The sequence below is a fragment of the Pseudomonas sp. PS01298 genome (genome assembly GCF_029959745.1).
In the GTDB taxonomy this organism is placed as follows: Bacteria; Pseudomonadota; Gammaproteobacteria; order Pseudomonadales; family Pseudomonadaceae; genus Aquipseudomonas; species Aquipseudomonas aylmerensis.
On the sequence record NZ_JASCPP010000004.1, the window covers coordinates 1 to 25,722 of the forward strand.

28 protein-coding genes, 1 pseudogene and 1 riboswitch are annotated in these 25,722 nt (G+C 62.6%); of the genes and pseudogenes, 11 read left to right on the forward strand and 18 right to left on the reverse strand.

Annotation, left to right across the window (positions count from 1 at the left end):
* Positions 1-69 precede the first annotated feature (69 nt).
* The 3 genes from QMX97_RS02890 to QMX97_RS02900 all read right to left on the reverse strand — a co-directional run bounded on the left by QMX97_RS02890 (position 70) and on the right by QMX97_RS02900 (position 1,275).
* On the reverse strand, positions 70-240 hold the full coding sequence (locus QMX97_RS02890) for a metallothionein (RefSeq protein WP_016977247.1): 171 nt from the start codon (positions 238-240) through the stop codon (positions 70-72).
* Positions 241-329: 89 nt separating this feature from the next.
* Positions 330-782, reverse strand: a complete 453-nt coding sequence (locus tag QMX97_RS02895) for a DMT family transporter (RefSeq protein WP_065905995.1) — start codon at positions 780-782, stop codon at positions 330-332.
* A 4-nt stretch (positions 783-786) separates the two neighbouring features.
* Positions 787-1,275 (reverse strand): DMT family transporter, encoded by a 489-nt coding sequence (locus tag QMX97_RS02900; protein WP_065905993.1) that lies wholly within the window; start codon positions 1,273-1,275, stop codon positions 787-789.
* Positions 1,276-1,393: 118 nt separating this feature from the next.
* On the opposite strand from QMX97_RS02900, the gene QMX97_RS02905 reads away from it, so the two are divergent.
* Positions 1,394-2,326 (forward strand): LysR family transcriptional regulator, encoded by a 933-nt coding sequence (locus tag QMX97_RS02905; protein ID WP_065905991.1) that lies wholly within the window; start codon positions 1,394-1,396, stop codon positions 2,324-2,326.
* Between the two features lie 199 nt (positions 2,327-2,525).
* Here QMX97_RS02905 and QMX97_RS02910 read toward each other — a convergent pair whose 3' ends face one another.
* The 3 genes from QMX97_RS02910 to QMX97_RS02920 form a co-directional block, all read right to left on the reverse strand.
* Entirely contained in the window at positions 2,526-3,845 is a 1,320-nt protein-coding gene (locus QMX97_RS02910; protein WP_065905989.1) for an Nramp family divalent metal transporter, read from the reverse strand.
* A gap of 41 nt (positions 3,846-3,886) precedes the next feature.
* Positions 3,887-5,440 carry a DUF726 domain-containing protein gene (locus QMX97_RS02915; RefSeq protein WP_282395925.1) on the reverse strand — a complete coding sequence of 518 codons (1,554 nt, stop codon included), beginning with the start codon at positions 5,438-5,440 and terminating at the stop codon, positions 3,887-3,889.
* A 103-nt stretch (positions 5,441-5,543) separates the two neighbouring features.
* Positions 5,544-6,341, reverse strand: a complete 798-nt coding sequence (locus QMX97_RS02920) for a helix-turn-helix transcriptional regulator (protein WP_201144073.1) — start codon at positions 6,339-6,341, stop codon at positions 5,544-5,546.
* A gap of 107 nt (positions 6,342-6,448) precedes the next feature.
* On the opposite strand from QMX97_RS02920, the gene QMX97_RS02925 reads away from it, so the two are divergent.
* From QMX97_RS02925 to QMX97_RS02945, 5 genes are all read left to right on the forward strand, one after another.
* Positions 6,449-7,234 carry a crotonase/enoyl-CoA hydratase family protein gene (locus tag QMX97_RS02925; RefSeq protein ID WP_065905983.1) on the forward strand — a complete coding sequence of 262 codons (786 nt, stop codon included), beginning with the start codon at positions 6,449-6,451 and terminating at the stop codon, positions 7,232-7,234.
* Positions 7,235-7,313: 79 nt separating this feature from the next.
* On the forward strand, positions 7,314-8,273 hold the full coding sequence (locus QMX97_RS02930) for a diiron oxygenase (RefSeq protein ID WP_282395927.1): 960 nt from the start codon (positions 7,314-7,316) through the stop codon (positions 8,271-8,273).
* A 46-nt stretch (positions 8,274-8,319) separates the two neighbouring features.
* Positions 8,320-10,224, forward strand: coding sequence for an asparagine synthase (glutamine-hydrolyzing) (asnB, locus tag QMX97_RS02935; protein ID WP_282395928.1), 1,905 nt, complete (start codon positions 8,320-8,322; stop codon positions 10,222-10,224).
* A gap of 53 nt (positions 10,225-10,277) precedes the next feature.
* Positions 10,278-11,180 carry an EamA family transporter gene (locus tag QMX97_RS02940; protein WP_282395929.1) on the forward strand — a complete coding sequence of 301 codons (903 nt, stop codon included), beginning with the start codon at positions 10,278-10,280 and terminating at the stop codon, positions 11,178-11,180.
* An 82-nt stretch (positions 11,181-11,262) separates the two neighbouring features.
* Positions 11,263-11,664, forward strand: coding sequence for a RidA family protein (locus tag QMX97_RS02945; RefSeq protein WP_282395930.1), 402 nt, complete (start codon positions 11,263-11,265; stop codon positions 11,662-11,664).
* Here the strand turns inward: QMX97_RS02945 and QMX97_RS02950 are convergent.
* From QMX97_RS02950 to QMX97_RS02960, 3 genes are all read right to left on the reverse strand, one after another.
* Positions 11,654-12,550, reverse strand: coding sequence for a LysR family transcriptional regulator (locus QMX97_RS02950; protein ID WP_282395932.1), 897 nt, complete (start codon positions 12,548-12,550; stop codon positions 11,654-11,656). The genes QMX97_RS02945 and QMX97_RS02950 overlap by 11 nt on opposite strands.
* 64 nt (positions 12,551-12,614) lie before the next feature.
* Positions 12,615-12,920: an XRE family transcriptional regulator gene (locus QMX97_RS02955; protein ID WP_065905971.1), complete on the reverse strand. Its 306-nt coding sequence runs from the start codon at positions 12,918-12,920 to the stop codon at positions 12,615-12,617.
* Positions 12,913-13,278: a type II toxin-antitoxin system RelE/ParE family toxin gene (locus QMX97_RS02960; protein ID WP_282395936.1), complete on the reverse strand. Its 366-nt coding sequence runs from the start codon at positions 13,276-13,278 to the stop codon at positions 12,913-12,915. Before QMX97_RS02960 ends, QMX97_RS02955 begins: the two co-directional genes overlap by 8 nt.
* 246 nt (positions 13,279-13,524) lie before the next feature.
* On the opposite strand from QMX97_RS02960, the gene QMX97_RS02965 reads away from it, so the two are divergent.
* Entirely contained in the window at positions 13,525-15,333 is a 1,809-nt protein-coding gene (locus tag QMX97_RS02965) for a monovalent cation:proton antiporter-2 (CPA2) family protein (RefSeq protein WP_213552490.1), read from the forward strand.
* A 72-nt stretch (positions 15,334-15,405) separates the two neighbouring features.
* Complete coding sequence (locus QMX97_RS02970; protein ID WP_065905967.1) at positions 15,406-15,960, forward strand: hypothetical protein; 555 nt, start codon at positions 15,406-15,408, stop codon at positions 15,958-15,960.
* Positions 15,961-16,026: 66 nt separating this feature from the next.
* Here QMX97_RS02970 and QMX97_RS02975 read toward each other — a convergent pair.
* From QMX97_RS02975 to QMX97_RS02985, 3 genes and pseudogenes are all read right to left on the reverse strand, one after another.
* Positions 16,027-16,745: pseudogene (locus tag QMX97_RS02975) on the reverse strand (alpha/beta fold hydrolase).
* Positions 16,746-16,756: 11 nt separating this feature from the next.
* Entirely contained in the window at positions 16,757-17,512 is a 756-nt protein-coding gene (gene cobF / locus QMX97_RS02980) for a precorrin-6A synthase (deacetylating) (protein ID WP_282395938.1), read from the reverse strand.
* Between the two features lie 9 nt (positions 17,513-17,521).
* Positions 17,522-18,112 carry a histidine phosphatase family protein gene (locus tag QMX97_RS02985; RefSeq protein WP_282395939.1) on the reverse strand — a complete coding sequence of 197 codons (591 nt, stop codon included), beginning with the start codon at positions 18,110-18,112 and terminating at the stop codon, positions 17,522-17,524.
* Positions 18,113-18,149: 37 nt separating this feature from the next.
* Positions 18,150-18,278: riboswitch (cobalamin riboswitch) on the forward strand.
* A gap of 32 nt (positions 18,279-18,310) precedes the next feature.
* Between QMX97_RS02985 and QMX97_RS02990 the strand changes: the two genes are divergently transcribed.
* Positions 18,311-18,523, forward strand: a complete 213-nt coding sequence (locus QMX97_RS02990) for a CbtB-domain containing protein (protein ID WP_065905961.1) — start codon at positions 18,311-18,313, stop codon at positions 18,521-18,523.
* A gap of 19 nt (positions 18,524-18,542) precedes the next feature.
* Positions 18,543-19,271: a CbtA family protein gene (locus tag QMX97_RS02995; RefSeq protein WP_282395940.1), complete on the forward strand. Its 729-nt coding sequence runs from the start codon at positions 18,543-18,545 to the stop codon at positions 19,269-19,271.
* Position 19,272: 1 nt separating this feature from the next.
* On the opposite strand, the gene QMX97_RS03000 is transcribed toward QMX97_RS02995, so the two are convergent.
* Positions 19,273-19,812 (reverse strand): DUF4865 family protein, encoded by a 540-nt coding sequence (locus QMX97_RS03000; protein WP_065905957.1) that lies wholly within the window; start codon positions 19,810-19,812, stop codon positions 19,273-19,275.
* A 93-nt stretch (positions 19,813-19,905) separates the two neighbouring features.
* Between QMX97_RS03000 and QMX97_RS03005 the strand changes: the two genes are divergently transcribed.
* Positions 19,906-20,772, forward strand: coding sequence for a LysR family transcriptional regulator (locus tag QMX97_RS03005; protein ID WP_106804347.1), 867 nt, complete (start codon positions 19,906-19,908; stop codon positions 20,770-20,772).
* A 114-nt stretch (positions 20,773-20,886) separates the two neighbouring features.
* On the opposite strand, the gene QMX97_RS03010 is transcribed toward QMX97_RS03005, so the two are convergent.
* Genes QMX97_RS03010 through QMX97_RS03030 form a run of 5 tightly spaced genes read right to left on the reverse strand, consistent with a single transcriptional unit; the run spans position 20,887 to position 25,685 of the window.
* Entirely contained in the window at positions 20,887-21,864 is a 978-nt protein-coding gene (locus QMX97_RS03010; protein ID WP_282395942.1) for a LysR family transcriptional regulator, read from the reverse strand.
* A 50-nt stretch (positions 21,865-21,914) separates the two neighbouring features.
* Entirely contained in the window at positions 21,915-22,856 is a 942-nt protein-coding gene (locus tag QMX97_RS03015; protein ID WP_282395943.1) for a peptidylprolyl isomerase, read from the reverse strand.
* Positions 22,853-23,320 carry a YbjN domain-containing protein gene (locus QMX97_RS03020; RefSeq protein WP_282395944.1) on the reverse strand — a complete coding sequence of 156 codons (468 nt, stop codon included), beginning with the start codon at positions 23,318-23,320 and terminating at the stop codon, positions 22,853-22,855. The genes QMX97_RS03015 and QMX97_RS03020 overlap by 4 nt, the downstream gene beginning before the upstream one ends.
* Before the next feature lie 19 nt (positions 23,321-23,339).
* Positions 23,340-23,966 carry a DNA repair protein gene (locus QMX97_RS03025; RefSeq protein WP_120448231.1) on the reverse strand — a complete coding sequence of 209 codons (627 nt, stop codon included), beginning with the start codon at positions 23,964-23,966 and terminating at the stop codon, positions 23,340-23,342.
* 18 nt (positions 23,967-23,984) lie between these two features.
* Entirely contained in the window at positions 23,985-25,685 is a 1,701-nt protein-coding gene (locus QMX97_RS03030) for a putative porin (protein WP_282395945.1), read from the reverse strand.
* Positions 25,686-25,722: the final 37 nt, after the last annotated feature.

A 25,722-nucleotide genomic window follows, 5' to 3' on the forward strand; every position in this document is an offset into this window, starting at 1 on the left:
GGCGATGGCGACCTCAAGATTCGTGCAGTCCTTGGGGGCGCATCGCCGGCAAGCCGGCTCCTACGGGGGTTAGCCTTTAGCCGACTTGGCGCATTCGCAGCCAGTGGCCGCCGCACACGGCTCGCCATGGGCATGGTGCTCGGCACAGCCCTGGCAGCAATAGCCCTTGCCGTCCTTCATTACCGCATCAGCTCCCAGCACACACTTGCAGTGTGGGCAGGCACAGGTTTTATCGGGCATGGTCAGACTCCTTCTTCATGGTCGTCCCGGTGCGGCGAGCGCCGGCACCTTAAGCAGTGACTGCGGCCCGCCGTCGATGGTTCAAACCATCAGTCGGTGCGCGTATTGCTGCGGTACATGAACACCAAAGCCAGGGCCAGACACGCCATTGCAACGATCCGGGCGCCCGACAATTCGATCGCCGGGTTGCCCAGCCAGCCGAAGTTGTCGATCAGCATGCCCATGCCCAGTTGGCCGAGGATCACCGCCACGGTCGCGACCGCCGTACCGACCACCGGCACCGCGCCGACCATCACCATCATGTACACCACACCAAACAGCGCACCGGTCAGTTGCCATTTAGGCACGTCCAACAGGGTCACGGGATAGGCCGGTTCGAAGAACAGAATCATCAGCGCGGTAACAATCGCCCCGACCACAAAGGTCACCAGGCTGCCGCGCAATACACCCACCGCCTGGCCCAGGCGACCATTGATCGCCGCCTGCACGCTCAACACCGCCCCTGCGGCAATCACCAGTACCAATAACAGAATCAGATTCATCGCCTTAACCTCGTGCAATCAAAACAAGTGCCACCACAATCAACGCCAGGGCAATCCAGCGCTCGCCATTCACGCGCTTGCGCGCCGTGCCGAACCAGCCGAAATGGTCGATCAGCACGCTCTTGCCGACCTGGCCCGACAGAATCGCGATCATGGTCATGGCAATCCCGATATGCGGCGTGGCCAGGGTCAGCACCACCACGTACATCGGCCCCAGGAAGCCGCCGATCAATTGCCAGCGCGGCAGCTCGGACAGGGCCGGGCCCTTTTGCGGGCCGCTGAACAACAGCAGCAAATACAGGATCGCCGAGCCGACGCCAAAGATGCTCAAGGTTGCCCACAAATGCCCGACTTGCACGCCCAGCGGCCCGAGCAGGCCGGCTTCGACCGACAGCCCCATACCGGCCAGGATCACCAACGGCAACAGCAGCAGCCGCAGGAGGTTTTTTTTCGGCTTGGCTTGCGCCACGCCCTCAATAGAACTTGCTTGCATACATCACCTGCACATCAACAAAGGATTGGATGACGCGCATTATCCGGTGGTCGTCCTGTGCGATAAATGGGAGCATACGGACAACACCTTTGCGCATTACGCACAGCCTGGAGGCATGATGCAGGGCTTGAATGAATTGAGTTTCAAGGCGCTACGCCTGTTCGTCGCGGTGCTGGACCATGGCAGCTTTTCGGAAGTGGCACGCCGCGAGAGCCTGGCACCCTCCTCGATTTCCCGGCAGATCCAACTGATGGAACAGGCCCTCGGCCAGCAATTGCTCTATCGCCACACCCGCGCGGTCAGCCCCACCGAGGCCGGGCGTTTGCTGGGACGCCACGCGCGCTTGATGCTGGAACAACTCGAAGCCGCCGGCCAAGCCCTGCAGGAGCAGGAAAGCGAACCCAGCGGCCTGGTGCGCATCAACGCGCCGATGGTCTTTGGCCAGCGCCACCTGGCGCCGTGGCTGGGCGAGTTGTGCCGGCGCTACCCGAAGCTGCAACTGGATATCCAGCAGACCGACACCTACGTCGACCCGCTGCAAGACGGCACCGACCTGATGTTTCGCATCGGCGTGCTCAACGACTCCAGCATGCAGGCTCGCATCTTTGCCCCGCAGCGTTTTCGCCTTGCCGCCAGCCCCGCCTATCTGGCCCTGCATGGCACACCCACCCACCCTGACGAACTGATCGACCATCAGTGCCTGGCCTACAAGGGCATCACCGGCCAGCAACGCTGGTTCTTCCGCAAGGGCCAGGGCGACTGGAAGCCCTACAGCGTCAAGGGCCCGATTACCGGTAACCACGCCGACACCCTCACCCACGCCGCCGAGCAAGGCCTGGGGCTGGTGGTGTTTCCCTCCTGGTTAATCGGCGAAGGCCTGCGCGCCGGCACGTTGCAGGCGGTGCTGACGGACTATGAGGTGGCGACCACCCTGGAGCCCCAGCAGATCGCCGCGTTGTGGCCGGGGAGCCGACGGTTGTCGCTGAAGGTGCGCACGGTGATCGATTACTTCGTGGAGTGTTTTGGCAGCGTGCCGTATTGGGATCGGTGAGGCAGGTTGAGTGTGCAGGACATCGCTGCTGCGGATTTTTCCCACCCAATGAGGTAGGCCCGTTCTGTTTTTCCGGGCCAGCATTTTCCAGCACGGCAGGCTCGGGCAGACTCCCAGCAGATCTTTTTTTTGGGGAAACGCCATGGAAGTCGTGCATTACAAGAAAGTTTAAATCATCCCAATGGCCCCGCAGGCTTGATCAAAACACCCACTGGCCAATCAACCACGCATTCGCCCCACTGATCACCGCAAACAGAAACCACGCCAGCATCCTGGTCGGCAGCCGATTGACGAACGGTCCCATCAGTTGCTTGTCGCCGGTCATGCGAATCAGCGGGTACAGCGCGAACGGCAGCTGCAGGCTGAGCACCACCTGGCTGAGGATCAGCAGTTTGCCGATGGCGTCGTCGCCCATCAGCCATACGCCCAGGAACGCCGGGATCAGCGCCAGCCCGCGGGTGATCAAGCGACGTTGCCAGCAAGGGATGCGCAGGTTGAGATAGCCCTCCATGATCACTTGCCCGGCGATGGTGCCGGTGAAGGTCGAGCTTTGCCCGGACGCCAGCAAGGCGACGCCGAACAGGATGCTGGCGAAGGCGCCGCCCACCAGTGGGTCCAGCAGGTGATAGGCGTCCTGGATCTCGACCACATCGGTGTGCCCGGTTTTGTGGAAGGCCGCGGCGGCGAGGATCAGGATCGCCGCATTGACCAGCAACGCCAGGGCCAGCGAGCCGATGGTGTCGATCCGGGCCAGCTTCACCGCGTCCTGTTTGCTGGCGAGGTCTTTGCCGATCAGCCGGGTTTGTACGATCGAGCTGTGCAGGTACAGGTTGTGCGGCATCACCGTGGCCCCGAGGATGCCGATGGCCAGGTACAACGGCGCAGCGTCGCTGATGGCCGACAATGAGGGCGTGAAGCCGCTGAACACGTCGGGCCAGTAAGGCTTGATCAGCACCAGCTCGATGAAGAAACACACGCCGATGGTCGCCACCAACGCCAGCATGATCGCTTCCAGGCGGCGAAAGCCCCGGTTTTGCAGGGCGAGGATCAGCAAGGTGTCAAAGGCAGTGATGACGATGCCGGTTGTCAGTGAAACCCCCAGCAGCAAGTGAAACGCCAGGGCACAGCCAAGCACTTCGGCGAGGTCGGTGGCGATGATCGAGACTTCCGCCAGCAGCCACTGGGTGCGTGCCGAACGCGGGCTGTAGCGCTCGCGGCACAGTTGCGCCAGGTCCTTGCCGGTGGCGATGCCCAGCCGCGAGCACAGGCACTGCACCGCCATCCCGGCGAGGCTGGCCAGCAGCACCACGAACAACAAGTTGTAGCCGTAGCGCGACCCGGCCTCGATGGCCGTGGCCCAGTTGCCCGGGTCCATGTAGCCGATGGAGATCAGCAGCCCGGGGCCGGCAAACATGAGGATGCGTTTGAAGAACGAAGCGTTGGGATCAACGGCGACGGAGCCGGCCACTTCCGGTGGGCAGAATGGAGCGGTAGCGATTTTCGGCAGGCTGAATTTCACGCGGTATCCCAGGCAAACACACAAGACAAGGGCGCAGCTTATCAGTCGGATGCGACCGTGCGCATCACCGTGTCCCGAGGCAGGTCAAACGTCTCGACCACCTGCACCACCAGGTCGATCTCCTGGTTCAGCGCTTCACGCTCCATGCGTTGGCGAATCAGCCCGACCACCAGCACCGCCAGGGTGGTGATCGAATACGCCGGGCCGGAAAACGCACGCACCCCGCTCACCAACAGCATGGCGGCGGCCAAGGCCTGGCCCACCACCGGGATCGCCGTGGCCGCCCCACGGCGCAGGATAAACCCGGTCAATCCGGCCAGTGCCGTCCCGCTCAACGCCGCCGTGGCCGAGCGGCCGACATCGAAACGGCTGAACACGCCCTGCTCTTTCTGCGCCGCCGCCTTGAGTTCAGCGTCGAACACTTGGCGGTCAGCCGTGCTCAGCTTGGCTTTGTACTGCTCGATGAGTTTTTCCGCGACTTGTGCTTCGACATCAGCCAAAGCCACCGTCTCCAGGGGCTCATCGAACTTGATCCCCAGGCGCTGCGCGACATCTTCGGCGATCTGGCGGTAATTCACGCCATGGCCACGGGCCAGGTTCATGAAGCTGTCGCCGCCCATGCGCTGCAACTCGATGGCCAGCTTCAGCGGCTCGCGTACCGTGGCATCGATCGAGGCACTGCGTTTTTGTGCCATCAACTCGGCGAGGAACTTCACTTCTTCCGGTCGCGCCTGCACCAGGGCCGGGAACAGGTCTGCGTCTTCCTCGGCAAAGCGCACCTCGCTGCTGCGCTGGTCGGCGCGGATCATGCCGCGCCGCTCCTGCAACAGGTCGGTGTACTGCACCACGGTCTGCAACTGCGGCCAGTAGGCGGCGTGATCGAAGCTGGCCAGGTGCACATTGGTGACCTTGGCCTTGAGCGCCGGGGTCACCGGGATTGCGTAACGACCAATGCAGCGCTCGGTGTCAGGTTTCATCGCCAAGGCCCAGTCCTTGCTCGAGTGACAGTTGATCACCCGCCCCTTGAGCGGCGCCGAGACCTCGTCCCACGGGCTCGACGTACAGATCGCGCCGCCCATCAGCAGCAGGTTGTCCAACGGTAGCTCGCGAGCGGTTTCGGGGTTGGCCAACAAGCTCTTGACCAGAATGCGCGCGCCCAGGGAGTGGCCGATCAGGTTGATACGCCGCACTTGCAGCGCTTCCCCGTGCAGGTAACCGGCGAGTTCCGGCAGCAGGCTCCTGGCCACTTCGTCGACCCGGGCCTCGACACTTTTGTAGTGGTCGAGGAAATAGGCAATCGCCTTGCCCACCCCCACGGTCGCCGCGCCGAGGCTACCACCGCCAAGCATCGCGGTGATCACGTCCTTGAACGGCGCAAACAGGTTTTCCAGGAAATGCCCCGCCGGCCAGAACAGCATCAGGTTGGTCGAGCCTTCGATCGCCGCCAACTGTTGCTTGAAATTGCCCAGTTGTTGCTGATTGAAGAACGCCGAATAACCGTGGACATAGAGATTGAGCACCTCCCCCTGCGGCTCGCCACACAACACGAACGTGGGCTTGCGAGTGCGGTGCATTTCATCCCACTGGTGCTGCATGGGGCGGTGACTCCTGGTGACAAGGGACGGCGATAGTAACAAAGGGTGAGACTCAACGCCGTACCGCTGGGGGGAAAGGCGCCAGGTTGGCGCCCTCCTCCTTTCAGAACATCGACGCCGCCTTGGATTTGGCCAGGTAGCGCGCCGGTGAATCCCCCAGGTTGCGGCGAAACACCGAGGTGAATGCGCTGGAACTGCTGAAACCCAGCTCGAAGGCCACATCGGTGATCGACGAGCCATGACTGAGCCGCGCCGTGGCCTCCAGCAGGCAGACCTGCTGGCGCCACGATACAAAGGTCATGCCGGTGCACTCCCGGAAGTTACGCGTAAAGGTGCGCCGGCTCATGCTCGACCAATCGGCCATTTCGCCGATGGAGATTTTCTGCGTCGGCGCTTCGAGAAACCGCTGACAAGAACGGGCCAGGCGCGACTCGGAGGGCAATGGCGCGCTGAGCGGCAGCTCGGGCATGGCGCCGATCTCGTCGATCAACAGGGTCAGCACGCAGCGGTCCCTGACACTCGGCGACGCCGACGGCCCGATGGCCAACGCCGCTTCCAGCAAATGCCGCAGCAGCGGCGACACCCCGAACACCTGGCAGTAATCCTGCAAACCGGCACGCGCGGCCGCATCGTCGTCCAGGTAGGTGTTGAGCATCACCACATCGCCGCGCATGTGCATCTCATGCGCCACCCCGCCCGGCACCCAGATCGCCCGTTGCGGCGGGACCACCCAGTTACCCAGGTCGGTGAACATCTTCAGCGCCCCCGTCGAGGCATAGGCGAACTGTCCCCGACGATGGGTGTGGCGTGGAAACACCGTGCCGGACGGGTACTCCCGCAGCGTCACCACCGCTTCGGGGCTGTCGAGTTCGTAAGGAGAAAAAGTGAAGGTCGGCGGCATGGCCCGATTTTGTCAAAGTATGACCTGACATAGCAAGCGGGCCATTACTCTGCCACCTAGAATCGTTGCTCCCCAAGTTGGGTTCATATCGAAGGGATACTCGGAAAATGACGATCAAAAACTACTTGGACGTACGAGTAGATGGCGCGGTGTTGATGGTGGGCCTCAACCGCCCGCAGAAGCGCAACGCCATGTCTCTCGAGGTCATGCATGAACTGCGCGAGACCTTCAGCAACCTGCCTGAAGGCATTGGTGCCGCCGTGCTCTACAGCACCAGCCAGCATTTCTGCACGGGGCTGGACCTGTCGGAAATCCGCGACCAATCGGTGATCGACAATGTCCAGGCCTTCCGTGAGTGGCATAAAACCTTTGAACTGATCCAGTTCGGCAAGGTGCCGGTCGTGGCCGCCATTACCGGTGCGGCCATCGGCGGCGGCCTGGAAATCGCCACGGCCTGCAGTATTCGCGTGGTCGATGACAGCGCGTTCTTCTCGCTGCCCGAAGCCATGCGCGGCCTGTATGTGGGCGTCGGCGCCTCGGTGCGCTTCCCGCGCATCGCCGGCATCGCCCTGATGACCGACATGATGCTCACCGGCCGTACGCTCTATGCCAAGGAAAGCTACGAGCGCGGCGTGGCGCAGTACCTGGTCCCGGTCGGCCAAGCGGTGCTCAAGGCGACTGAACTGGCGCACAAGATCGCCGGCAACCTGCCCATGACCAACTACGCGGTCACCCACGTGCTGCCACGTATCGTGGATCAGAGCCAGCAGGACGGCCTGATGACAGAAGCCTTGATTGCTGCAGTGGTGTCCTCCGACACCCGCACACAGGATCGCCTGGCGGATTTCCTGGATCGCAAGAAGGACAAGATCCAGACCGCCCCGGCGGTGTAACTCGCGGTCGTGAATGTTGCCGAGCTTCCTCGGCAAACCATGGATGGCCTTCACAACTCACTATCAACCCGGTGAAACCATGTTTCAGCACAGCACTCAAGACGATCTTTATCGCAGCAATGACGCCGCCGATGAACGATTGATCAAAATCGAACGCAGCTGGCACAAACGCGCACAGATCAAGCTCGATTCCCAACGCCCGGATATCCAGCTCGACCTGCAGGCCCCGGACTTTCTCGAGGCCCTGTTACCTTTCGCCCATGACCCGCACTACCAGCACTACCCCCACGCGCTGAAACTGCTGATCCTGTCGGCGGGCTGGGTGATCTACAACCAGAAAACCATCGCCATCGAAACCGAGATCATCTGCCCGTCCTGCATCGACCTGCTGCAACTGGGCTCGCGCCTGAGCTCAGCCAGCGCCGCGACCATTTCCGAAACCCTGGCGGATGAGGCCTACCACACACTGTTCTCGATCAACATGTGTGAATTGGCGGTTACCCAGCGCGGCATGCGCATCAAATGGCCGGAGCTGGAATTGACCCGCCACTTGAGCCAGGCCCAGGCAACGATGTCCGAGGCGGACTTCAAGATCTACCGCCTGGCCTTCTCGCTGGTGTCGGAGACCTTCATCAGCGACTACCTAGCCGACCTCAGCGACGCACCCGAGATCCAGCCGGTGTTCCGTCACGTCGTGGCCCTGCACAAAAAAGACGAGCTGGTGCACAAGCACATCTTCCCGCTGTTCGTGCAGCAGGTGGTCGGCGACTTCACCGCGCAACAAACCACCTTGTTTACCCGGGGCATCGCCAACTCGATCCGGATTTTCCCGATGCGCGAGATTTCCGCGTGGCGAATCATCCTGCCGCAACTGCTTGAAGTGTTCGGCGATCGCTCGCTGCTGCTGCCCACCCAATTCATCGAGACCGGTGAAGCGGACTACTCGGCCATGCCCGAGATCCTCAACTCGATTGGCATACACCCAGCCTCGGTGCTGCCTGAGTTGCAGTTGATGCCGGAACCGGTAACCACCGTTTGAACACCAGCGTGCCGCTGACCAATACAAATTCAATAGAGTAAATCTTATGTGTGGATACATTGGCGTCTTTGCCAAACACCCTCGTGCGTTCAACCCGAACATGTTCGATGCAGCCTTGCGCGCCATCCATCATCGTGGCCCGGACAGCTCCAGCCAATGGTTCGACCCCAAGGGCCAGGCCGCTTTCGGGTATGTACGCCTGGGCCTGGTCGGGCTGGGCAATGGCACCCAGCCGATCGTCGCCGATGAAGGCGACCTGGTGATGATGGTCAACGGCGAGTTCTATGACTATCAGCGCATTCGCGCAGAGCTGGAGGGTTACGGTTGCCGCTTCAAGACCTCCTCCGACAGCGAAATCGCCATGCACCTGTACCGCCGCCACGGCGTGCGCGGGCTCAAGCAACTGCGCGGCGAGTTCACCATCCTGATCTTCGATCGCCTGCGCAGAAAGCTGTTTGCCGTGCGTGACCGGGTCGGCGTCAAGCCGCTGTACTACACCGAGCATGAAGGCGCCTGGTACTTCGCCTCCGAAATCAAGGCGCTGCTGGCAGCCGGTGTGCCGGCGCAGTGGGACCACGAAGCCTACGCCAGCCGTGGCTTTATCCTGCGCGACCGCACGCTGTTCAACAATATTCGCAGCGTCAAGCCGGGTTGCTGGATCATCGCCGACGAAAGCGGCCTGCAGACCGAGCAGTACTGGGACTGGGACTTCCCCGACGCGCAGGCCACCGAGCAGCGCAGTGAAGCCGAGATCATCGACACGCTGCGCAGCACCATCGAGGAGTCCGTACGCCTGCGCCTGCATGCCGACGTACCGGTCGGCGTCTGCCTGAGCGGCGGGCTGGACTCCTCGGCAATGCTGGGCATCGCCACCGAGCTGACCGGCCAGCCCCTGCAGGCCTTCCACTTGTCCTTCGAGGGCGAGCAGGCCTACGACGAACGCCAGTACGCCGAAGTGGCTGCCCGGCATAACCGCGCCCACCTCAACGTGTTGTCCGTGAATTCCTCTGACATGGCGGACAACTTCGAGAACGCGCTGTGGCACGCCGAGATGCCGTTCGCCAACGCCCACAGCGTGGCCAAGTACCTGCTGTGCAAGTTCGTGCAGGGCCAGGGCATGCGCGCGGTGCTGACCGGCGAAGGCGCCGACGAAGTCTTCGGCGGCTATCCGCACTACCGCCGCGACATGCTGCTGTACAACCACGAACACCAGGACCCGGCGGTGATCGCCGAACTCACCCGACGCCTGCACAGCAGCGAAGATCGCTACCTGCCCGGCGGCAAGAATGACGTGAAGTGGGTGCAGGACGAACTCGGCCACGGCGTGTCGTGGCTGCAGACCCAGTCCGCGTTGTTCGGCCCGCTGGCACAGCTGTACACCGATGAGTTCCGCGAGCGCTTCTGCGACGTGAATGCCTATCGCCAGTTCTACGACCGTCTGAGCCCCCGCGCGCTCGAAGGCTGGGAGCCGGTCAACCGCTCGCTGTACATGGTCGCCAAATCCAGCCTGCCGAACGTGGTTCTCACCTCGCTGGGCGACCGCATGGAAATGGCCGGCAGCCTCGAAGGCCGCCCGCCGCTGCTGGACCACCAGGTGATCGAAGCCGCCTGCCGCCTGCCGGTGAACATGAAAGTGCGCGGCGCCACCGAGAAATACGCGCTGCGCGAAGCCATGCGCCCGTATGTGCCGCAGGCGGTGCTGGATCGCAAGAAACAGTATTTCCGCGCGCCGCCGGCGTCCGAAAGCCCGCAGTCGAAGCTGTTCGAAATGATCCACGACGTCCTGAGCGGCTCGGCCTTGAGCAACGTACCGTTCTTCGATCCGCGTAAAGTGCGCGCCTTGCTGGCTACACTGCCCAGCCTGTCGCCGGCCCAACGTGCTTCGGCCGACAACCTGCTGATGGAAATGGCCGGGCTGTGCCTGATGCAACAACGCTTCGCCCTGAACTGATTTGCACGCGGCGCACCGCGATTGCGGTGTGCCGCCTGACCCAAGGAGGGTCCATGCTGAAAAAACATTTGTCACTCGCCGTTCTCGTCACCCTGGTCTGGGGGGTGAACTTCCCCATCACTAAACTGGGCCTGCGCTCGATCGATCCGTTTGTGCTCACAGGTATCCGCTTCGCCCTCGCCGCCTTGCCGCTGGTGTTCTTCATCAAGCGCCCGGCCGTGAAGTTCAGCTATGTCGCCGCCTACGGCTTTATCTTCGGGCTGGGCATGTGGGGCGTGATCAACTACGGGATCCAAGTGGGCGTGAGCCCCGGCATTGCCTCTTTGATCATTCAGCTCAGCGTGTTTTTCACCATGGGTTGGGGCTTTGTGTTGTTCAAGGAAAAAATCCGTGGCGCGCAGATGCTCGGTGCACTCCTGGCCCTGATCGGCCTGGCGGGGATCATCTCCACCCAGGAGGGCAACCACGCGCTACTCGGGGTCATGCTGATCGTACTCAGCGCGGTGGCCTGGAGCGTGGGCAACGTGATCATCAAGAAATCCGGGGTCAAGGAGATCTTCTCGTTCATGGTGTGGGCCAGCCTGATCCCACCGATCCCGCTGTTTCTCACGGCCTGGCTGATGCACGGCAGTGCGCCGTTCGAAAGCCTGCAGGCGAGCCTCGACCTGACGGCGATCCTGTCCATCCTGTTCCAGGTGTACCTGGCCACGCACTTCGCCTATTGGGGCTGGAACTCGCTGCTCAAGCTGTACCCGGTGTCCACCGTGGCGCCGCTGTCGTTGCTGATTCCGGTGTTCGGGATCACCAGTTCGATGCTGATTATCGGCGAGCGTATTTCCACGCCGAACCTGATTTCGATCGGCATCATCATCGCCGGGCTGGCCGTGGGGCTGTATCGCAAGCCAGCGAACCTGGCTCCTGTAGAGCCGCAGCCGATTGTGCATATGGATAGATAGTCATGGCATGAATCCGGGATTTTGTTCGCCCATCCAGTGCTCTAGCCTGGGTCCGGTCTTGTACTGAACCCAAGGAAACACCATGAGCACGCCCGAATTCTTTGTCACCCCAGGCTATGGCGACTACCTGCGCGAGCACCTGCACTACTCGCAAGCGGTAAAGGTCGGCAATCGCGTGGAAACCTCAGGCCAGGGCGGCTGGGACGATGAATTGCAGATCCCCGCCGACCTGGGCGAGGAAATCGCCCAGGCGTTTCACAACTTGGAGCGCACCCTGGCCACCGCCGGCGCCACTTGGGAGCACGTGATCCACGTCAACTCCTACCACGTCGGCGGTTTCCCGCCCGAAGTCAACGAGGCGATGGTCAAGCACTACCGCCAGTACATGCCCAACCATGCGCCGATCTGGACGCAACTGGGCGTCGAAGCGCTGGGCTTGCCGACCATGCGCGTGGAAATCCGCGTGATCGCGATCATTCCCTGACCCCGAACGTACCCATCACCCAATCGGCGAATACCTTGAGCCGCGCGCTCTGGTGTCGGTTGGGCGGGTAAAGAATATGCAGCGGTGTAGCCGGGCGTGACCAGTGCGGCAGCACGCTGACCAGTTGGCCGGTGTCTACGTAGTGCTGCACGATTGCCTTGAAATGCTGCCCGACGCCCAGGCCGGCGAGCAGCATTTCCTTGAGGCCGTTGCCCTCGTTGGTGGAAAACGCGCAGTTTTCCACCTCGATGCGCGTGTCGCCCTGCTCGAAAATCAAAGGCTCCGGCTTGCCCGAGCCGGCGAAGAAATAGCCGACGTTATGGTGATGTTGCGCCAGGTCCTGCGGGGACACCGGTACACCTCGGCGCTCCAGATAAGCCGGCGCAGCGCAGGTGAGGTACTCAAGGTCCGTGACCTTGCGACCGATCATCGCCATGTCCTCCAGCTTGCCGGCGCGGATCACGCAATCAACCCCCTCCCCCACGATATTCACTGAGCGATCACTGATGCCCAGGGCGACCGTGATATCGGGATACTCGCGGTGAAAATCCACCAGCGCCGGAATCAACAGGCAATTGGCGAACGACGCCGGTGCGTCTACCCGTAAATGCCCGCTGGGCTTGAGGGTTTGCCCGCGCACGGCGCTGTCCACTTCATCCAGCTCTGCCACCAGGCGCCGGGCATGGCGGTAATACTCCAGCCCTTCGGACGTCGGCGCCAGCGCGCGCGTGGTGCGGTGCATCAACTTGATGCCCAGGTGCATTTCCAGGTCGTTGATCAACTTGCTGGCGGTGGAGCGCGGCAATCCCAGCTGGTCGGACGCACGGCTGAATGAGCCGGTTTCGACCACACGGACGAAGGCGCGCATGGCGAGAAGCTGATTCACGAGAGCGACCCTTTAAGGAATACCCGGCGCATGCCGTGGCGATTGCCAAACACCCTGCTGGACTTCAGCACGCGAAGTTTTCGATCTTGACCTGGCCGTCGGGAAACGTCGCGATGATTTCCAACTCGCCGCCCATCGCGCGGATATAGTCACGCAACGTACTGATGTACATATCGGTGCGCCTTTCCATTTTGGAGACGGCGGCCTGGTTGATATTCAATATTTTCGCCAGGCTTTCCTGGCTCAACTGCTGAGCCTTGCGCAGTTCGTGCAGCGGCATTTCCTTGAGGTGTTGCTCAAGCAACTGCTCGGCTTCGGCACGCGCCTGCGGCGTCATGCGAGCTTGGAGTTCGGCGAATTTCTTAGCCACGGTTACGGCCCTCTTTACGCAATATCTCTAAATGCACGTCGTACAGCTTTTCTGCCACGGCGACGTGCGTTTCATACCATCGATGTTGCCCGGTCTTATCACCGCCCATCAGTAACAACGCACATCGTCGCGGATCAAACGCGTACAACACCCTATAAGGCCGCCCCGCGTGCTGGATGCGCAGTTCTCGCAAGTTGCCGTGCCGAGAGCCCCTGATGTCGCTGCTGTGGGGAAAACTCAAACCCGGCCCGAAGAGGCCCAGCAGATCAACGCTGGCCGACACCGAAATCTGCTCTTTTTCACCCAGATGTTCCCACCAGGCTCCGAATTCATCCGTGTATTCAATTTCCCAGCCCATGCAAATATGCCATCCAAGGAATATAAACTCAAGAGCCTGAAAACTAGTAGATAAACCGGATGAGCTGCCACCCGCCAACCTCGGGAAATTGTTTGTACATCCTTCCTGCGTGGCGGCGGAATAGTGCTCACGCAATAGAAATGGCGCCCCATGCACGATGGCTCGCTGCAAAAACACAATTATCGAAATGTAAAAAGCGCTCTAATACCCGCCTGTTGACTGGTTTTGAAGATCCTGGAGTTCGCAATGCCCCATGAAGGCAACCTGTTACAAGCAGCCGTGGTGTTCCTGCTCGCCGCCGTGCTGACCGTGCCCCTGGCCAAACGCCTGCAACTGGGTGCGGTCCTGGGCTATCTGTTTGCCGGTGTGATCATCGGCCCCTCCGTGCTGGGTTTGGTCGGCAATCCGCAAAGCGTGGCGCAGTTCTCGGAGCTGGGCGTGGTACTGCTGCTGTTTATCATTGGCCTGGAGTTGTCGCCCAAGCGTTTGTGGGTGATGCGCAAGGCGGTGTTCGGGGTTGGCCTGGCCCAGGTGCTGTTGACCGGCCTGGTGATGGGGGCCGTGGCGTTGTGGCTGTTTGGCCAGCCCTGGAACAGCGCGATCGTGCTGGGCCTGGGCCTCGCGCTGTCGTCCACCGCGTTTGGCCTGCAGAGCCTGGCCGAGCGCAAGGAGCTGAACCAGCCCCACGGGCGCCTGGCGTTTGCCATTCTGTTGTTCCAGGACATTGCCGCAATCCCGCTGATCGCCATGGTGCCGCTGCTGGCCGGCAGCGATCATCCGACCACCGAGGCCCAGGGCCTGCAACACGTGCTGCAGATCCTCGGCAGCATCGCCGTGGTGATCATCGGCGGCCGCTACCTGTTGCGGCCGGTGTTTCGCATCGTCGCCAAGACCGGCCTGCGTGAAGTCTCCACCGCCACCGCGTTGCTGGTGGTGATCGGCACCGCCTGGTTGATGGAACTGGTGGGCGTGTCCATGGCCCTCGGCGCCTTCCTCGCCGGCCTGCTGCTGGCGGACTCGGAGTACCGTCACGAACTGGAATCCCAGATCGAGCCGTTCAAGGGCCTGCTACTCGGGCTGTTTTTCATCAGCGTGGGCATGGGCGCCAATCTCAGCCTGTTGCTCAGCTCGCCGCTGGTGGTGATCGGCCTGACGCTGCTGCTGATCGGTCTGAAGCTGCCGCTGCTCTACGCCGTGGGCCGCATGGTCGGTGATCTCAACCGCGAAAGCGCGCTGCGCCTGGGCGTGGTGCTGGCGGCAGGCGGGGAATTCGCCTTCGTGGTGTTCAAGATCGGTCGCGACCAGGGCCTGTTCGAACCGCACCTGTACGACATCCTGGTGCTGACCATTACCCTGTCCATGGCCGTGACGCCGCTGCTGCTGTTGGTGTGCCCGAAGCTGTTCAAGCCCAAGGTCAAGCCGGTGGAAGTGCCCGAGGAATACCGCACCATCGAAAGCGATGCACCGCGCGTGGTGATCGCCGGCATGGGCCGCATGGGGCAGATCGTGGCGCGGATCCTGCGTGCGCAGAACATCTCGTTCATCGCCCTCGACACTTCGGTGGAAACCATCGAACTGACCCGCAGTTTCGGCGGCATGCCGGTGTTCTATGGCGACCCGCAACGCCCGGAAATCCTGCATGCCGCCAAGGTCGACCAGGCGGAATTCTTCGTGATCGCCATGGACGACCCGGAGATCAACATCAAGACCGCCGAGCTGGTGCGCACCCTCTACCCGCACATGAAGATCATCGCTCGCGCACGTAACCGCCAGCACGTGCACCGCCTGGTGGACCTGGATGCCTCGCCGGTGCGCGAGACCTTCTACTCCAGCCTGGAAATGAGCCGCCGTACCCTGGTGGGCCTGGGCTTGAGCCAGGCCCAGGCCGATGCGCGCATCACCCGTTTCAAAAACCACGACTTGCAAGTCCTCGCCGCCCAACACGCGGTGTACGACGATGCGGCCAAGGTCATGCAGACTGCCCAGGAAGCCCGTGCAGAACTGGCGCGACTGTTTGAGATGGATCGGCTCGAGGAGGAGTCCGACAAGGTGTAAGGCTTCGGATGAACGATATTGCGAAATTTCTGACAGAATATGCCGCAATTTCGTTCATCCCTGGAGCGCTTCATGGCCACTTTCACCAAGACCGCCGTCCTGCTGGCCCTTGCGCTTACCGCCGGCAGCGCCTTCGCTGCTGCCAAGCCTGCCACGCAAACCCTCTCCACACTGGGCGGTAAGTTCACTTTCAGCCTGCCCAAGGCCTACGTCGCCGACACCCTGCCGGCCGGCAAGGCCGAAGATGGCACCGCCGACACCCAAGGCACGATGTACGCCAACCAGACCACGAAAAGCGTGGTGATCGTCGCCGAAACTGTGCGTAACGACGGAGTTACCATCCAGGACAACGACACGCAGTTCCTCGACGGCGCCGTGGCCGGCTTCGTCAAGGATCAGACCGCTGCACTGCCCGACTTCAAGAAACTCAGCGAGAAGAAACTCACGTTCAAGGGCCTGGGGTTGCGCCAGGTGGACAGCACCGCCACCCAGGGCGGCGGCAAGACCTTGAACTCCACTTTCCTCGGCGGTTCGGGCAACCATTTGCTGGTGATCCAGGCCATCTCGCGGGCCGATGATGTGAAGGGGCATGCGGAGTTGGTGAAGCAGATCACCGGCGGCAAGTGAGCCGATCTTCCTGACATCACCAACAAATGTGCGAGCTGGCCAGCCAGCTCCCACACTTAGCCAACGTCAGTTCAGGCTTTTTTCCAGCCAAACCTTCAGGTCCTGCACCTCCGCCTCGCTGATGGTATGCGGCATGCCCGGATAGCCATGAAACTCCGGCGTCAGCCCCAACCCCGTCAGCACCTCATTCGCGCGCGTCGCCGACGTATACGGCAGCGCCTGGTCCAGGGTGCCGTGGCCGAAAAGATCGCCAGCTGTTTCAGGCGCTCATCCGGCTTCAGCTCGGCCTTGAGCACCGGCAACACGCTGCCACTCAACGCCGCAATCCCACGCACCAACGCAGGCTTACGCAAGCCCACCTCGTAGGACATGATTGCACCCTGGCTGAAACCGACCAGGAACACCCGGTCACTCTGGGTGTGGTATTTGGCGGTGGCCTGGGTCACGAAGTCTTCGAGCAGTTTGGCGCTGCGCTGCAAATCAGCCGTTTCGCCGTTGTACTCGCCGTCGCCCGGGGTCTTGGTAAACCAGCGAAAACCATGCGGGTCGACCGGCATCGGCGCACGGGCCGACAGGTAGGTCCAAGTGGAGGGCAGCGCGTCCTTGATGCCGAACAGATCCTCCTCGTTGCTGCCGAACCCGTGCAGGAAAATCACCAGTGGCTGGTTGCGCGCATCGCCCTGGGTCTGTTCCAGGTATGAAAGCGGCAAATCGGTGTGCAGGCTGGTATCGGCCTGGGCGGCACCGGCCACCAGGGCCAGCGCCAGGGCAAACAGTTTGAGCATGGGACGTTACCTCAGGGTTTGCGCAACAAATAAGTGTCCATGATCCAGCCATTCTCCAGGCGCGCCGCCTTGCGCACCCGTTCAATTTCTCCAGCCACTTCGCTGACCTTGCCGCTGATCAGGATTTCATCCAGCGTGCCCAGGTAGGCGCCCCAATAAATATCCAGGCCTTGATCCGCCACGCTGCGGTAGGAATCTTCGGCGTCGAGCATTACCACCAGGGTATCGGCATCACTCGCCTGCCCTGCGGCCAAACGGCGCCCGGTGGTGATTTCGACGGACTTGCCGATGCGGTTCAGCGCCACCTTGTGCTGGGCCGCCAGGGCTTGCACGCTGGTGATGCCGGGGATGACTTCAAACTCAAAGTGGCAGCGGCCACTGGCGAGGATCGCCTGCAGGATACGAATGGTGCTGTCGTACAGCGCCGGGTCTCCCCAGGCCAGGAAAGCGCCGACTTCACCGTCAGTCATTTCCTCATTGATCATGCGTTCGAACGTCGCCTGCTTGTCGCGGTTGAGGTCCTGTACGGCCGTGGTGTAGTCGATATCCCCGCGCACACGCTCGGGGCAGTCGGCCTCGACGAAGCGGTAGCCGGGCTCGGTGATGTAGGTCTCGCAAATCTCGCGACGCAGGTCGATCAGCTTGTCCTTGCTCTGGCCCTTGTCCATCAGGAAAAACACGTCGGTGCGGTTCAGCGCTTTCACGGCCTGCATCGTGATGTAGTCAGGGTTGCCGGCGCCAATGCCGATGATCAGGATGCGTTTCATGGGTTGCTCTCAGTGCGGGGCGTGGATTTTGCCATGTTCATGCGGCCAGGCGTGAGTTTCCAGGCGCAGGCGCCAGACAGTGTTGAAGCGCAGTTCGGTGGCGCAGAGTGGCTCGACGTCGATCCGGTAGAACATCGCGACGGGCAACTGCAACACGTACAGCATCGCGGCGCGGATGACAAAGGGATGGGTGATAGCCACTACGTGCCCGGGCTGTGTTTCGAGGGTTTTCATCCACTGTGCCACGCGTGCGCAAACCTGCTCGACCGACTCGCCGCCGTGGGGCGCACTGGCACTGTTGGTCATCCAGTCCTGCAACTGGCCATGATCCAACTGGCTGATGGCCTGGCCCTTCCAATCGCCGAAGTTGCCATCGCGCAGGGCTTCTTCAATCACCGGCGCAGTGCCGAACAAACCCGCCGTCTGCCGGGCGCGAGCCTCGGGGGCGCAGAGCAGGCGCAGGTTTTTCGGGTAGCGCCCGGCCAGCGATGACGCGGCAGCTTGCCAGTCCATCGCCACCGATTCGTCATCGGGAAAGCGCCCCTGCTTTTGCAGCGGCGTGATGGCATGGCAGATAAGGGTCAGACGGGTGGCCTGCATCACAATTTCACTCTGTTTCAGCGCGCAGTCAGCGTAGACTGGCAAAGTTGTTTCAACATGTTACAACGAACATGAAAGAGGAAGCCGGTTCGATTCCGGCGCGGTCGCGCCACTGTATTCGGCCCAGTAGCCGTAAGCCAGACCCTGTTTCAGCCCCTTCGCTATCCATTTCGGGACGCGTCATCCCTGGAGGTTCTCATGGCTAACACTGCTGCAACCCATCCTGATGTTTATGTGCCGACGATCCCGCTGGGCGAAATCCTGCCCTGGGCGATCTTCGGCGGCCTGCTGCTGATGCTGGCGATTTACTTCGTCGGTGCCGAGCAAGGCGCCACTGCGGTGTTCAAGGGCATGTACGTGCACGAGTTTGTGCACGACGGTCGCCACCTGCTGGGTTTCCCCTGCCATTAATTCATAAGAGAGACACACCATGACAGGGCAATTACTCGTACGTGGGATGCTGGTGGGCCTGCTCGCCGGCGTATTGGCCTTCGGTTTCGCCAAGGCCTTCGGCGAGCCGCAGATCGACAAGGCCATCGCCTTTGAAGACCAGATGGCACAGATGCACGGCGATGCGCCGGAAGAAGAACTGGTGAGCCGCGAGGTGCAAAGTACCTTCGGCCTGTTCACCGGCGTGGTGGTCTACAGCGTGTCCCTGGGTGGCCTCTTCGCCCTGGTGTTCGCCTATGCCCTGGGCCGCATCGGCAAGGTCGGCCCGCGCGGCCTGGCGGCGCTGCTGGCATTGGCGGCCTTTGTGACGCTGATCCTGGTGCCCGGGCTCAAATACCCGGCCAACCCGCCTTCGGTGGGGGACCCGCAGACCATTGCCCAGCGCACCAAGCTGTTCTTCCTGATGCTGCTGGTGTCGGTGGTGGCGGCCGTGATCGCGATCAACGCCGCGCGCAAGCTGATTGCCCGCCGTGGCGTGTGGAGCGGCGCGATCCTCGGCGTGGCGCTGTACATCGTGATCGTCGCAGTGGCCGGCAGCCTGTTCCCGGTGATCAACGAAGTGCCGGAGCAGTTCTCGGCCGTGCTGCTGTGGAAATTCCGCGTGGCCTCGTTGGGCATCCAGCTGGTGCTGTGGACCACCCTGGGCCTGGTGTTCGGGGCGGTGGCCGAGCGCAAGCTCAGCCAGCCAAAAGCCCGATTCAACTTCTGAGTCAAATCCCGGGATGGGCCAGGTAAAACACCTGGTAGCCCGTCCCGGGATGGTCCGCCTGCAACGCCTTGGCCGACAAGGTGATCCGTACCAGCCGCCAGGCCTGCACATCCAGCGCGAGGAACACCGCAAAGGTGTCGCCGCTATCCGCCAACTGCTGGTTGCGACTTTTCTCCTCGGCCAGGATCGCCGCCCTGTCCGCCCCCGGCTCCAACGCCCATTCCTCGCGGTACAGACTCAGCGCGGTCTGCGCCGGCCCACGTTGCACATCCAGCGGCAACCAGCTCTCGATATACGGACGGCCGAAGCTGTCGAGCACCTTCTGAAAGCGCTCTCCGAGCAGAAAATCGGCGGCCTGCAGTGGGTCGGACCATAGATACACCGAGGCATACACTTTGCCTGCGTGCTCCTGGGCGATAAACGCCTTGAACAGCAACCCCTCGGCGTGATCCCACAACGGCCCCAATTGCGCGGCGCGGCGGCGGATCACGGCCATGTCGTAGTCGGCAGGCAAGCGGTGTGAATACTGTTTGGCAAACATGAAAAAGCTCCCGTGCAAGTTGAGGGTTGAGCTTGCGCAGCGCCGATGATTTCAACAAGATATCAGCCGATATATGTGCGATAAGGATTGGATATGACTGACGCGCCCAAACCGCTGGATATCGACACCGTGCAGGCCTTTGTGCTGGTCGCCGACTTCGCCAGTTTCACCCGCGCCGCCGCAGCCCTCGACACCTCCCAGGCCGCTATCAGCCTCAAGCTCAAGCGCCTGGAAGAACGACTGGGCTATCGCTTGCTGGAGCGCACGCCGCGCCATGTGCGGCTGTCACCCCAGGGCGAGCACTTTATCGTCGCTGCGCGCGCCCTGCTCAATGCCCACGAACGCGCACTGGGCGATATGGGCAGCCAAGCGCCCCGGCGCCTGGTGATCGGCATCAGCGACCATGTGGCCGGTCCCGACCTGCCAACCTGGCTCAGCCGCCTGGCCGCCTACGACCCGTTGGTGATCCTTGAAGTACGTATCGCGTCCTCCCGCGACCTGGTGGCCGCCTTCGACCGCAATGAGCTGGACGCGGTGATCGTGCGCAATGAGGGCGAGCGCCAGGACGGCGAAGTATTGGCGGTGGAACGCTTTGGCTGGTTCGCCGCGCCCACCTGGCAACACCGCCCCGGCACGCCGCTGCGCATGGCAACCATGGCCGCGCCCTGCGGCGTGCGGCACCTGGCGACGCGCGCGCTGGATGCGGCGTGTATCGACTGGACCGAGGTATTTGTCGGTGGCGGGGTGATGGCCGTGGGTGCGGCAGTCACCGCCGGATTGGGCGTCGCTGCCCTCGCCCACCGCGTGGCCCCGGCCGGAGCGGTGGAGGTGAGCGAGCAATACGGCTTGCCGGCCTTGGCCGTGAGTGAGGTGGTGCTCCATAGCCGCATAAGCGACACGCGTTCGCGGGAAACCTTGCGGGCCCTGAGTGCGACCTTTCGTGGCGTGTTGCAACGCTGATCAGCCTTTCTGTGGGCGCTGGCTTGCCCGCGATGCAGGCACCTCGATCCATCAGGCACACCCGCTGTGAGCGAGCGACCGCCAGCAGCCGCTACCCGGACAACGGATAGGCACTCAGCCAAACCACTCCCGCCGCCCCTCAAACGTGCTGACGATCAACTCGACAATCATCTGCACCGCCTGCGCATGCTGCACCTGCGCATTCACCGCCAGCCACACCTGGCGTTGCATGCTGTCGGCCAGCAACCCCGGCAATGCCACCAGCCCACGGTCGAAACTGCTCATGTAGTGCGGCAGCAAACCGATGCAGGCGCCGCAGCGGATCATCTCCAGCATCAGCGAATAGGCCTGCACCTGCACCACCGCCGCCAGGCGTTGCTCCACCACTTGGTTCCACGGCTGCAGGGCGTCGACCTGCGCATCGGGTTGCCATTGCACCAGCATGTAGTCATTCAGGTCGTCGACGCTGTCCGGGCGCGTGGTCAGGCGCGAATAGCGCTTGGCGATATGCGGCAGATATTCCAGGCGGGCCAGGGCCCGTGGCGGTTCGGTGGCGAAGCTCGGGCCGGGCACAGGGCCGTCGGTGTCGGAGAGCCACACCACCACATCGACGTCCACTGCTTGCAGGGACAATTGGCTGTCGAGGGAGATGATCTCCAGGCGCACGCTGGCGTTGCGGCGCAGCAAGGCAATCAGGTCACGGCCGAGGATGTCGTGCAGGATCGGCTCGGCCACCGCCAGGCGAATCAGCGGCTGTTCCAGCACCGGCAGGCGCCGCTCATGGGTCAGGGCTACCAACTGGGCCTGCAACTGCAAGCCGTCGCGGCTGAGCACCAGGCCGTTGCCCTGATAACTGAACAACGCATGGCGCAGGTGCTCCTCCAGCTGCGCCAGGCGCTTGCGCAGCAGCGTCGCCTTGATATTCAAGCTGCGCGCGGCCTGCATGAAACAGCCGCAGCGCGCACTGACCAGGAAGTAGCGCGCCACCTCCGGATCGATCTCGGCGGCCAGGGCCAGCCAGGCGCCACGTGACTCGGATGGCGCGCGATAGGTTGAAGGCCCTTGTTGGCCGGACGGTTCCAGTAATGCCATGTGAGACTCCCTGTCTGTCGGTCGGTGCATCCAATGCGGGTGGTCGCGGGTTACTCCAGCACTTTGTTCAACTCGGCACCGTCGATACTCAAGGTCGCGGTGTTGAGCATGCCTTCCAGGTAGGCCTTGGCGATCTGTTCCTGACGCTGGGCCCGCAGGGCCCCGGTCAGGCGTTCGCGCAGTTCGTCGAGGCTGGCGGTGCGCGCCGGCTGTTGACCGGTGAGCTTGAGCACATGAAAGCCCGCCGCACTCTGCACCGCGTCCGATACCACGCCGACCTTGAGCCGCGACACCGCGCCGCGCACCTCGGGCACCAGTTGCTGCAACGGCTGCAGACCCGAATCACCGCCGCGCGCAGCGGTCTCCGGGTCCTGGGAAAACTGGTTGGCCAGGGCGGCGAAATCCCCCGGTGCGGCCTGTGCCCGGCGGCTCAGTTCCTGGGCCTGGCGGCGCACCGTGTCGAGGTTTTGCGGGTCATTCACCGCGAGGAAAATCTGGCTCACCCGGTACAGCGGCGGCGTCACCCATTGCGCATTGCCGCTGTCGTAGGCCTGCTGCAGTTCAGCCGCGCTGGGGTAGTCCGCCGGCACCTGGCTGACCGAGAGCATGTAGTCGCGGAACACGATCTGCTCGGTGGCGGCGCGGGTCTGCTGCTCCACCTGCGGGCGCTGGCGCCGGCCTTGGGCGTCGGCCTGTTCGAGCACGGCCTTTTGCGCCAGCCGTGAGCGAATCCAGGTTTCCAACGCGCCACGGTTGCCACGCAGTTGCTCGCGAGACTCGGCTGGCAGGCTCGCCAGCACGCTCTTGAGTTCGACCAGGTCGATCTGCTGATTGCCCAGGCGCGCCACCGCGGGCCCGGCCGGCGCCGGATCGAGCAGCGGTGCCGGTTGCTGGGCGGCCACCGGGTCGCTGCCCGGACGCAGGCACAGCGCCACGGCCACCACCAGCACCGCCAGCGCGCCGGCGCCGACCATCAGGGTTGGCTTCTTCACAGGACGGGTGCCTCTTCGCCGACCGCCGCAGCCTGGGCCTGCAACTGCGCGGCCTGCTGGCTGTATTCACGCAGGTAGACGATGAATTCCTGCAGCAAGCGGTCCCACAATTCCAGCTGGCTGCGCAGGTGCGTGGCGCCGACGCCGGCCACCACCACGTCCATTTCCATCAGCAAGAACTCGCCCTGCAGCGACAACCGCGCAAAGCGTCGCGAGGCATTCCACACCTGGGCCAGGCCTTCGGGCAACTCGCCCTGCACGCGCAGTGCGCAGCTGTAGGTGAAGTCCACGTAGCCGCCCTGCTCCGCCGCCGGGTTGCCGAAGCGCACGGCAAAGCCGATGCCCTGGCTGGCGCTGAGCAATTGCACGATGCCGTTCTGTTCGCTCTGGTTGACCCGGTAGCCGGCTTCCTGCAGCAACTCGGTGAGGCTCTGGGTGGTGACGCTGGTGATCAATTCGTTCATGTGCGGTTCTTCCTTGTGATCAATGGTTGACGCCCGCCTGGGGCGCATCGAAACGGCTCTTGTAGAGATCGTCGCCAAAGCCCTGGGCCAGTTCCTCGAACTTGACCCGCGCGCTGCTGGCGAAGGGCTGGCGAATACTCATCACCTCAGCCACGTCAATCTTTTCGTAGGCCGTGAGCAGTTGCTGCGCCACGCCGTACATCTGTTGATTCTTGACTGAACATTGCTGCACTTGTGTGTCACGTTCACTCAACTGTGCCTGCAAGCGGGCGCGCTCGGCTTCCTTGCCTTTGGCCAGGACCAGCAGTTCCTCATACGCCTTCTTGAACTTGCCGATCTGCTCATGGCTGGCCGCGACCTGGGCTTGCGCCTGGCTGTGCAGGTTCTGTTGCTGGCCGGCCAGTTGCTCGGCCGCGCCACGGGCCTTTTCCAGCTCGGCCGTCAGTTGCTTGATTTGCGCCTGGGCCTGCTTGGCCTGGGCCTCAGCGGCGACACGCGCCGCACTGGCCTGGGCCTGCTCGCTTTGCAGCGCCTGCAATTGCTGGGTGGTGCTGCGCAGCTGCGTACGCAGGCGTTCCTCCATGCCTTCGGCGCAGGCGCCGCTGGCCACCAGCAGCAACAACAGCCCGCAGATTCGCGTGTTCATGTGGCATCTCCCTGCGCATCAAAAGCGCGTGTTGAGTTCCAGTTGCATCACATCGACTTCGAACGGCGCGCCATACACTTCGGACGCGCTCAACCAACGCGCACTGGCGTAGATGTTCTTGTCGATGCCGTAGTTGCCGCCGATGAAATAGCCCTTGGCGTTGGTGCCGCCCAAGTGGAACGACGAATCGTTGAAACCGTCAGGCAAGGCGTCGGGCTGGATGTACTTGTAGCCAGCCAGCACGTTCCAGTCGCCGCGCTTGCGCATCTCCAGCGTGCTGCCGAGGGTCATCTGCACCATCAGCGCGTTGCCACCGCTTTCGAACTGGCCCTTGCTGTTGATGTTGTTGACGATCTCGCCTTCGCTGCGCTTGAGCATCTCGCCCTTGTCGTAGGCCAGGTTGTGGATGAAGTTGCCCTGGGTGCGCAGCTTGAAGTCGCTGGGCAACTCGGCATCCCACGCCAGGTTGAGGTCGAGCACGTCGAACTTGGACGCCAGGCCGACAAACTGCGGTTGCGGGGTCAGGCCGGGCGTGGCCGGGTTGGGGGTGATATCGCGCAGCAGGAACACGCTGTTGCCCTTTTGCATGAAGGCCAGGCGCGAGCCGTCGCTGTCACACGCCGGCTGCCCGGCCCAGGGTTCGCAGGCGCCCGAGCGTTTACCTTCGATGTCGTCGAAGTGGTAGTACGCCACCGCGCCCTTGAGGCTGTTGCCGCGGTTGAGCTTCCAGTTGGCGCCGATCTGCCCGCCAAACAGCCATTTGGTTTCGCTGTCCTCCTTGTCGAAGCCGTTGCTGCTGGCCGAATCAGAGGTGTACTCCACCGGGAACGCGCCGAGGGTGCCGAACAGCCCCCATTCGCTGTTCAGGGCATGGTTGAAATTGGCGGCGATACCGTCGAAGTTGAGGTCGCCCGAATACATCATGTCGGTGGAATAGAACGGGTTGGCGAAGCGCCCGGCCGTGAGGGTCACGTCTTGGGTGGCCTTCCAGCTCAGGTAGCCCTGGTCCAGCCAGATATCCTTCTTGCCGAAGCCACCGCCGAGGGTCTGCGTGGTGGACACCGGGTTATTGTCGGAGCCGGTGCCGATGCGGATACCGGCAGTCCATTCCGGCGAAATCACCGCCTTCATACCCAGGCGGGCGCGCAGGCGGAACAGATTTTCGCGGTCCTTGGTGGTGTTGAGCAGCGGCGGCAACTTGGTGTTGGTGTCTTTGTTGGTGTCGTATGGGCCGCTGTCATTGAGCTTGGCGTAGTCGACGATTTCATTGCTGTTGTTGCCCGAGAAATACCGCGATTCATCGCGCAGGCGTATGTCGCCGTCAAAGGTGATACGCGAGACCCAGTCCGGGAACGTATTGGGCTGGGCCCAGTTTTCCTGCTTGGCAGTGGCCATGACCTCGGCCTTGACCTGGTCACGAATCTGATCTTTTACCGCCTGCGGCACGTACTGCACCCGCACATCACCCGGTGCTGCCGTGGGGCCGGCGGCCACCACCGGCGCGGCATTCGCCTGACGGGCCTGCTGGGCTTCCTTTTCGGCCTGGGCGATCAGCCCATTGGCGGTGTCCTGGGTCAGCACGCCTTGCTGCACCAGCAGGCGGATCAGGTTGATGGTGACGTTTTCCGAGGGGGCGACCGGGGCTGCCGCCGCCTGGCCGACCAGGGTCGCGATGACCATGCCGACCGCCAGGGTCAGTCGATTCACGGGGGAAATCATGTGTACGCAACTCCTGTAAAAATCCGTGGATAAAAGG

What these genes read in the sequence shown, in the direction of transcription:
- QMX97_RS03010 (WP_282395942.1), bottom strand. Translation starts at nt 21,864, where the DNA reads ATGGCATTACTGGAACCGTCCGGCCAACAAGGGCCTTCAACCTATCGC.
- QMX97_RS02900 (WP_065905993.1), bottom strand. Translation starts at nt 1,275, where the DNA reads ATGCAAGCAAGTTCTATTGAGGGCGTGGCGCAAGCCAAGCCGAAAAAA.
- QMX97_RS02915 (WP_282395925.1), bottom strand. Translation starts at nt 5,440, where the DNA reads ATGCAGCACCAGTGGGATGAAATGCACCGCACTCGCAAGCCCACGTTC.
- QMX97_RS02985 (WP_282395939.1), bottom strand. Translation starts at nt 18,112, where the DNA reads ATGCAGGCCACCCGTCTGACCCTTATCTGCCATGCCATCACGCCGCTG.
- QMX97_RS03025 (WP_120448231.1), bottom strand. Translation starts at nt 23,966, where the DNA reads ATGAACACGCGAATCTGCGGGCTGTTGTTGCTGCTGGTGGCCAGCGGC.
- QMX97_RS02890 (WP_016977247.1), bottom strand. Translation starts at nt 240, where the DNA reads ATGCCCGATAAAACCTGTGCCTGCCCACACTGCAAGTGTGTGCTGGGA.
- QMX97_RS02925 (WP_065905983.1), top strand. Translation starts at nt 6,449, where the DNA reads ATGACGATCAAAAACTACTTGGACGTACGAGTAGATGGCGCGGTGTTG.
- QMX97_RS02995 (WP_282395940.1), top strand. Translation starts at nt 18,543, where the DNA reads ATGACAGGGCAATTACTCGTACGTGGGATGCTGGTGGGCCTGCTCGCC.
- cobF (WP_282395938.1), bottom strand. Translation starts at nt 17,512, where the DNA reads ATGAAACGCATCCTGATCATCGGCATTGGCGCCGGCAACCCTGACTAC.
- asnB (WP_282395928.1), top strand. Translation starts at nt 8,320, where the DNA reads ATGTGTGGATACATTGGCGTCTTTGCCAAACACCCTCGTGCGTTCAAC.
- QMX97_RS02990 (WP_065905961.1), top strand. Translation starts at nt 18,311, where the DNA reads ATGGCTAACACTGCTGCAACCCATCCTGATGTTTATGTGCCGACGATC.
- QMX97_RS02970 (WP_065905967.1), top strand. Translation starts at nt 15,406, where the DNA reads ATGGCCACTTTCACCAAGACCGCCGTCCTGCTGGCCCTTGCGCTTACC.
- QMX97_RS03005 (WP_106804347.1), top strand. Translation starts at nt 19,906, where the DNA reads ATGACTGACGCGCCCAAACCGCTGGATATCGACACCGTGCAGGCCTTT.
- QMX97_RS02895 (WP_065905995.1), bottom strand. Translation starts at nt 782, where the DNA reads ATGAATCTGATTCTGTTATTGGTACTGGTGATTGCCGCAGGGGCGGTG.
- QMX97_RS03030 (WP_282395945.1), bottom strand. Translation starts at nt 25,685, where the DNA reads ATGATTTCCCCCGTGAATCGACTGACCCTGGCGGTCGGCATGGTCATC.
- QMX97_RS02930 (WP_282395927.1), top strand. Translation starts at nt 7,314, where the DNA reads ATGTTTCAGCACAGCACTCAAGACGATCTTTATCGCAGCAATGACGCC.
- QMX97_RS02965 (WP_213552490.1), top strand. Translation starts at nt 13,525, where the DNA reads ATGCCCCATGAAGGCAACCTGTTACAAGCAGCCGTGGTGTTCCTGCTC.
- QMX97_RS02905 (WP_065905991.1), top strand. Translation starts at nt 1,394, where the DNA reads ATGCAGGGCTTGAATGAATTGAGTTTCAAGGCGCTACGCCTGTTCGTC.
- QMX97_RS02920 (WP_201144073.1), bottom strand. Translation starts at nt 6,341, where the DNA reads ATGCCGCCGACCTTCACTTTTTCTCCTTACGAACTCGACAGCCCCGAA.
- QMX97_RS03020 (WP_282395944.1), bottom strand. Translation starts at nt 23,320, where the DNA reads ATGAACGAATTGATCACCAGCGTCACCACCCAGAGCCTCACCGAGTTG.
- QMX97_RS02960 (WP_282395936.1), bottom strand. Translation starts at nt 13,278, where the DNA reads ATGGGCTGGGAAATTGAATACACGGATGAATTCGGAGCCTGGTGGGAA.
- QMX97_RS02945 (WP_282395930.1), top strand. Translation starts at nt 11,263, where the DNA reads ATGAGCACGCCCGAATTCTTTGTCACCCCAGGCTATGGCGACTACCTG.
- QMX97_RS03000 (WP_065905957.1), bottom strand. Translation starts at nt 19,812, where the DNA reads ATGTTTGCCAAACAGTATTCACACCGCTTGCCTGCCGACTACGACATG.
- QMX97_RS02940 (WP_282395929.1), top strand. Translation starts at nt 10,278, where the DNA reads ATGCTGAAAAAACATTTGTCACTCGCCGTTCTCGTCACCCTGGTCTGG.